This window comes from Streptomyces sp. YIM 98790 (assembly GCF_011421595.1).
Classification (GTDB): domain Bacteria; phylum Actinomycetota; class Actinomycetes; order Streptomycetales; family Streptomycetaceae; genus Streptomyces.
Genome location: NZ_WTLH01000326.1, coordinates 1 through 3,623 on the forward strand (window position 1 = coordinate 1; position 3,623 = coordinate 3,623).

The 3,623-nt window shown below is 76.1% G+C and carries 2 protein-coding genes; both read right to left on the reverse strand.

Annotated features, from left to right (window positions below):
• Nucleotides 1-2,313, reverse strand: a 2,313-nt coding sequence (locus GQS09_RS27555; protein WP_165990244.1) for a DUF3488 and transglutaminase-like domain-containing protein, incomplete at its 3' end; no start/stop codon positions are given.
• An 8-nt stretch (nucleotides 2,314-2,321) separates the two neighbouring features.
• A partial coding sequence (locus GQS09_RS27560; RefSeq protein WP_399552623.1) for a DUF58 domain-containing protein occupies nucleotides 2,322-3,623 on the reverse strand: 1,302 nt, incomplete at its 5' end.

Genomic DNA, 3,623 nt, shown 5'->3' on the forward strand with positions numbered 1-3,623 from the left:
TGCCCGCAGCCGGGTCCAGCGGTCCGCGGTGGCGACCAGCCCGGCCGCCGCGGTCCGCACGTCCTGCGCCGTCCGGCCGCCGTCGTCCGGCGGCTCCTGCGCCGTGCCGCGGTCCGTGCCGCGGGCTGTGCCGGGCGGCGCGTACAGCACCCGCTCCACCGCCGTGGCCAGCCGGTGCACCGCGGCCTCCGGCTCCCCGGTGAGGCCGCCCACCCGCACGATGCGCCGGGCGGCCACCCGCGGCGTCTCCGCCTCCATGGGGAAGACCCCGAGGTCCCAGGCGGTGTCGGTGAGCTCCTGCCAGGCGGCCAGCGGCCCGCGGCCGGGCGCCAGCCGCCGGCGGCGCAAGCGCCGCCGCCAGAGCATCGGGGCCAGTCCCACGGCCGGCAGCAGCAGGGCGGCGGCAGCCGGCCAGAGGTACCGCCAGACGGCCGTCCAGCCGCCGTCCTGCTCCTCCTCGGTCCCGTTCCGCTGCTCGCCCTGGCACAGGCCGGGCTCCAGTATCGGGTCGCAGCCCTCCGGGTTCTGCTGCTCGGGCCGCTCCTCGGCGGGCCGCTCCTCCTCCCGTGCCGGGTTCTGCTCGGGCCGCTCCGGCTGCTCCCCGGTGGGGTCGGACGGCCGCGGCAGGGTGTAGGAGGGCCGGCTGCCCTGGCCCGGGGTGGGCTCGAAGCGGGTCCAGCCCACGCCCTCGAAGTAGAGCTCCGGCCAGGCGTGCGCGTTGTGCGTGCCGACCACGTAGTAGCTGCCGGCCTCGTCACTGCGCCGCTGGCCCGGGGTGAAGCCCACCGACACCTGGGCGGGGATGCCCAGGGTGCGGGCCATCGCCGCCATGGTGAAGGCGTAGTGGATGCAGAACCCCTCCTTGTCCCGCAGGAAATTGGCGATGGCCTGGCTGCCCGTCCCGGACTCGACGTCCGTGGAGTAGCGGAAGCCGCCGTTCCGGGTGAAGAAGTCCTGAAGGGCCACGGCGCGTTCGTAGTCGTTGGCGGCGCCCGCGGTCACCTCCAGGGCGGTGTCGTGGACGATCCCGGGCAGGTTGTCCGGCACCTCGGTGAAGTCCTGGCGGATCTTCTCGCTGGCCGGAGCGGGGGCGCCGGCCAGCTGCTCGGCGGTGGGCTCCACCAGCAGGCTGCGGACCGAGTAGGACAGACCCGAGGCGGTCTGGCGACGGCCCTCCGCGACCAGGGTGCGGGCGTAGATGTCGTAGTCCCAGGCGCCCTCGGCGTCGATGTCCACGGCCGGCACCGGCACCGGCAGGGAGCGCTGCCGGTAGTCCTCCACGGCCGAGATCTCCGTGCTGACCAGGGTGGTGCCGACCCCGTCGGCCAGCCCGGCCACCGCCCAGGGAGTGGGCGGCGGATCGTCCAGGGTGTCGGAGGTGGAGGTCCAGCGGCGGCCGTCGAACCGGTCCAGGGCCACCAGCCGGAGGTACATCTCACCGGCCCTGGGGCTGTCCGTGCGGTAGCTCAGCAGGATCTCGTTCTGCCGCCGGTTGAGCTGGTTCTGCAGCTCCACCACGGGGTTCACCGAGGTGGGCGACGAACTGCTGCCCGGCCCCTGGCCGTTGCCGCCGTAGAGGTCGAAGACACCGCTGCCCAGCGAGGGCAGCGCGACCGGCGCCAGCGCGGCCACGCACAGTGTCACCGCGCCGATCCGCCGGCCGGTGGGCATCCGCGGGGCCTGCGCGGCCCCGGCCGCGGCGCCCGGATGGCCGCCCGGCCGGCCCAGCACCCGGCCCCAGTGCGAGACCCGGTCCCGGCTCTCGGAGAGCAGCATGGCCATGAAGCCGGCCGCGGCGAGCAGGAAGTAGGGCCAGGAGGCGCCGGACTCGGACACTCCGGCGGCCACCGAGTACAGGGCCAGCAGCGGCAGCCCGGCGGGCGCGGCGCTGCGCAGTGTCACCGCCAGCAGGTCGACCATCAGGCCGCACACCAGCACGCCGGTCAGCAGTATCAGTGCTATGCCGTCGGTGAGCGGGGCCGGGGCGGTGTAGGTCCGGACGTCCTCGGCGCCGGCGGCGAACAGCTCGCCCAGGGTGCCCACGGTCTCCGGGGTGGGCACCAGCCCGAGGAAGGCATCCTCCGGCGCGGTCACCAGGGTGACCAGGAAGACGACCACCGCGCTCTGGCAGACCAGGGTGAGGCCGCCGCCGGCGCCGCGCCACCGGACCAGCACGCCGGTGCCGGACACCGCGGCCAGCAGCAGTGCCGTCCGGACCATCCAGCCGCTGCCCTCGACCAGCGGCAGCAGCGCGCAGGCCGCGGCCAGGGAGGCCGCCCAGGCGGCGATCGCGATCTTGATGCGTGCGTCCATTCCGCTCCTCAACCGCCGGCCGGACCGCGGGTCAGGCGGGCGGCGTCCTGCCAGAGCTGTCCCAGCGGGATGCCGGGGTGGTGGGGGAGCGCCAGCCAGCCGGACCCGGTGAGCCGGCGGAGCTGATGCGCCTCGACCTCGGGCTCCCTCTGCCCGGCCGCCACCAGGGCCACCGCGTGCGTCGCCCGCTGCCGCAGCGGGGCGAGCTGCGGGGCGGCCTCCCGGTTGACCGAGCCGAGGAAGGCGATCAGCAGCCCGGCCTCCTCCAGCGGCCCGGAGCCGGAGGAGATCCCCTCGAAGCCGCGGGCCGGCGAGTGGTCCAGCACGGCGAGCTCGTCAAGGATCAGCGCGCCGGCCTCCGCGCTGCTCACCCCGGCCACATGCGGGCCGGGCAGGACGGCGCCGGTGTCGGTCACCAGCCGGACCGAGTAGTCCCGGGCGAGCAGATGGGCCACCACCGAGGCGGCGCCGGACACCGCGCGTTCGAAGGCCGAGCCGGGGCCCGAGCCCTGGTAGGCCGACCGCCGGGTGTCCAGCAGCACGGTGCAGCGGTCGCGCTGCGGCTGCTCCTCCCGGCGCACCATGAGCTGCCCCCGGTGGGCGGTGGAGCGCCAGTGCACCCGGCGCAGGCCGTCGCCGTGCCGGTAGTCGCGCGGGATGATGTCCTCGTCGCCGGCCAGGGACAGTGCCCGCCGGCCGGTCTCCCCGCTGCCCCCGGCGTCGCCGCCGAACCGCACCGGGGGCAGCGGCTCGGTGCGCGGCAGCACGGTGAGCACGTCGAAGGCGGTGAACGAACGGCTCAGCTCCACCATGCCGAACGGGTCGGTGAGCCGGAGCTGCAACGGCCCGAGCGGGTACCGGCCGCGCAGCTCGGAGCGGACCCGGTAGGCCACCTCGCGGCGCCCGCCCGGCTCGATCCGGTCCAGCACGAAGCGCGGGCGCGGCCCGAGCACATACGGCACCCGGTCCTGGAGCAGCAGCACCCCGGTGGGCACCCGGGCGATGTTCTCGATGCGCAGCTCGACCCGGGACTCGGAGCCGGCCGGCACCCGGGAGGGGTACATGCGGCGGGCCGAGGAGACCCGGCTGCGGGTGTAGTAGAGCGTCAGCACGCACACCAGGGGCAGGGCGGCGAGCAGCGCCCCGACCCGCAGCAGATCGGGCTGGCCCAGGACGTAGGCGCAGAGCGCGGCGGCGCCGCCGGCGGCCAGGAAGGACCGGCCGCGGGTGGTCAGGCCGCTGAACGCGGCACGCAGCGGCCCGCGGTCCTCGGAGCCGCGCCGCGGGCGTGACCCGTCCGCGGGACCGGC